This window comes from Mesorhizobium sp. M4A.F.Ca.ET.090.04.2.1, assembly GCF_003999085.1.
Taxonomy (GTDB): domain Bacteria; phylum Pseudomonadota; class Alphaproteobacteria; order Rhizobiales; family Rhizobiaceae; genus Mesorhizobium.
The window spans coordinates 1-3,552 of record NZ_RZOT01000590.1; the positions used below are offsets into that span (position 1 = coordinate 1).

The 3,552-nt window shown below is 65.1% G+C and carries 2 protein-coding genes; one reads left to right on the forward strand and one right to left on the reverse strand.

Translation table 11 applies throughout. The features are described 5' to 3' along the window. A partial coding sequence (locus tag EN781_RS28695; RefSeq protein ID WP_127400562.1) for an Rne/Rng family ribonuclease occupies window positions 1-2,874 on the forward strand: 2,874 nt, incomplete at its 5' end. 137 nt (window positions 2,875-3,011) lie between these two features. On the opposite strand, the gene EN781_RS28700 is transcribed toward EN781_RS28695, so the two are convergent. Next, on the reverse strand, window positions 3,012-3,552 hold a 541-nt coding region (locus tag EN781_RS28700), incomplete at its 5' end, for a glutaminase (RefSeq protein ID WP_189347909.1).

Below are 3,552 nucleotides of genomic sequence, written 5' to 3' on the forward strand. Positions count from 1 at the left end.
GAATTCGACTTTGAATCCCAGGACAAGAAGCAGCTCAAAGGAAACATCTACCTCGCCCGCGTAACGCGCGTCGAACCGTCCCTTCAGGCAGCTTTTGTCGAGTATGGCGGCAACCGTCACGGTTTCCTCGCCTTCAGTGAAATCCACCCCGACTACTATCAGATCCCGGTCGCCGACCGTCAGGCACTGTTGCGCGCGGAAGCGCAGGAGGCCGAGGACGAAGACGATGAGGACGGCGACGGCGAGGAGCACCAGGCCCGCGATCGCGGCCGGCGCGGTCGCCGGCGCGGCGGCAAGAACCGCGACCGTGGCGAACACAAGCGCGAGGCCAGCGCCGCCGGTTCCGAGGAGCCCGGCGACAGCGCCGCAGAGGTCGCAAGCGGCGAGGCTGCCGGTGAAAGCGGCGAAGAGGTCGTCGAGACGATCGCCGAGACCATCGAGATTCAGTCCAATGATGCCGACGCCGGCTCGCAGGATGGCGGCAAGGATCACGGCGGCGCGGAGCATGGCGACAATGCCACCGCGGACGACGGTGGCGAAACATCCGAGGGTGGCCCTACCTCGATCGCCGCTAGCGTCGAAGCCGACGTGATTTCCGAACCGGCCCCGCAAGCCGAACAGAACGGCGAAGCCCCCTCCAGCGACGATCGCGGCATGCTGGAAGAGGTGCAGTCCTCGCATCCGGACGACCACGAAATCGAATCGGTCGGCGCCGAGGATGCGCTTGAAGAGGTGCGCAACCGCCGCAAGCCGGTGCGCCGCCAGTACAAGATCCAGGAAGTCATCAAGCGCCGTCAGATCCTGCTGGTCCAGGTGGTCAAGGAAGAGCGCGGCAACAAGGGCGCCGCACTCACCACCTATCTGTCGCTCGCCGGCCGCTATTCGGTGCTGATGCCGAACACCGCGCGCGGCGGCGGCATTTCGCGCAAGATCACCAACGCCCAGGACCGCAAGCGGCTGAAGGAAGTCGTCGCCGACCTCGAAGTGCCGCAGGGCATGGGCGTCATCCTGCGCACGGCCGGCGAGAGCCGCACCAAGGCCGAGATCAAGCGCGATTATGAATATCTGATGCGGCTTTGGGAGAATGTCCGCAACCTCACTCTGCAGTCCACGGCCCCTGCCCTGGTCTACGAGGAAGGCAGCCTGATCAAGCGCTCGGTGCGCGACCTCTATAACAAGGATATCGACGAGATCCTGGTCTCCGGCGAGGACGGCTATCGCGAGGCCAAGGACTTCATGCGCATGCTGATGCCGAGCCACGCCAAGGTGGTTCAGCCCTATCGCGACACCACCCCGATCTTCGTGCGCAACGGCATCGAGGCGCAGCTCGACCGCATGCTGCAGCCGCAGGTGACGCTGAAGAGCGGCGGCTACATCATCATCAACCAGACCGAGGCGCTGGTCTCTATCGACGTCAATTCGGGTCGCTCCACAAAGGAGCACTCGATCGAGGACACGGCGCTCCACACCAATCTGGAAGCCGCCGAGGAAGTCGCCAGGCAACTCAGGCTGCGCGACCTTGCCGGCCTGATCGTCATCGACTTCATCGACATGGAGGAGAACCGCAACAACCGCTCCGTCGAGAAGCGGCTGAAGGATCACCTCAAGAACGACCGCGCCCGCATCCAGGTTGGCCGCATCTCGCATTTCGGCCTGATGGAGATGTCGCGCCAGCGCATCCGCGCCAGCGTGCTGGAATCTACCATGAAGCCCTGCCCGCATTGCGGCGGTACCGGCCATGTGCGTTCCGACTCCTCGGTAGCGCTGATGGTGGTCAGGGCGATAGAGGAATTCCTGCTCAAGGATTCGCGCAGCCACATCACGGTCCGCACGCCGGCAGCGACCGCGCTTTATGTGCTCAACCACAAGCGCGGCACGCTGGTCGAACTCGAAAGCCGCTTCGGCCTGACCATCACGATCGAGGCCGACGACACGGTCGGCGCGCAGCACTATGCGATCTTCCGTGGCGCGATCGCCGAAAAGCCCGAGGGCTTCGTCGAAGTGCGCAGTCTGCCGGCCTATGTCGAGCCGGAGGAGCCCGAGGACGAGATCGTCATCGAGGACGAGGAGGAGGCGCCCGCCCAGGCGGAACAGCCGCGCCAGTCCCAGCAGCAGCCGCAGCAGCAGAGGTCCGGTGAGGACGGCGAAGGCCGTGACCGCAAGCGCCGCAAGCGCCGCCGGCGGCGCGGCGGCAAGGATCGCGATCGCGAGCACGGCGAGCGCGAGCATGGCGCTGGAGTAGTCTCAACGCCGGCGCCGGCGGATAGCGTTTCCGCCGCCGCGAGCAACGAGGCAGCCGAAGCGGGCGATGAAGCTACGGTCGGCATTGGCGAAACGGCCGAAGCAGCGGAAGACAGCCACGGCAAGAAGCGCCGGCGCGGCAAGCGCGGCGGCAAGCGCAATCGCCGCGAGGAGGGTGAAGACGCTGCCGATGCGGCCGCCGGCGAAGAGGTCGACGGCGTCGAAAACGTCGCGTCGGAAGACGAAACCGTGGTGGCCGAGACCGTGACCGCCGCGCCCGTCGAGGAGCCGGCCGTTCCTGCTCCCGCCAATGACGACGCGCCGAGTGCCGAAAAGCCGAAGAAGCCCAAGCGCGCCTCGAGGTCGAAGAAGACCGCGGAGGCCGCGGAGGCCGTTGTTGCGGAGACGGTAGCCGAGGCCGTGCCCGAGGCAACGATTGAACCCCCCCCGGCTCCGGTCGAGGCGGCGCCTGCTGCTCCCTCCGAGGACGAGCCAGCCCGCCCGACCAGGCGCAAGCCCGCGTCGACAAATGCTCCGGCCGTGCCAGTGGTCTCGTCGAGCGTTGCCGATGAGACAAAAACCGAGGACAAGCCGAAGCGCGCCGGCTGGTGGCAGCGGAAAGGCTTCTTTTAAGCCTTTCAAAGGTTTGGAGTAGTTTCTTGACCAAAAGAAATCCCGCGTCGTCAAAAACGGCGCGGGATTTTTTTGTGGTTATGCCGCCGTGGTCCAAGCCTTGAAGTCAGGCCGGCACAACCTGAATGTCGGCAGCCCTAAGGCGCGAAGATCGACCAGTTCATCATCTTCGCCAGCCTCTCCAGCGCGATCGAGCCCAGCTTGGAATTGCCGTTGGCATTGAGGCCAGGCGACCAGACCGCGAGCGAAGCCGTCCCCGGCACGATCCCCAATATGCCACCGCCGACGCCGCTTTTGCCGGGGATGCCGACGCGGAAGGCGAAATCGCCGGATCCGTCATAGTGGCCGCAGGTCAGCATCATCGCACCGATGCGGCGCGCCCGCTCGGCCGACACCACCGAATGCCCGGTCGCCGGGTTCTTGCCGCCATTGGCAAGGAAGCGGCCGGCCATTGCCAATTGCCGGCAGCTCATGGCAACGGCGCAATGGTGGAAATAGACACCCAGCGCCAGTTCCGGCGCATGGTGGAGATTGCCAAAGGATTTCATGTAGTTAGCTAAAGCGAAATTGCGGTAGCCGGTGGCACGTTCGGAGGCCGCCACCTCGCGGTCGATGATGATGGTGTCATCGTCGGCCAGGAACTGGATGAAGCGCAGGATCTCGCCGATCGCTTCGCGC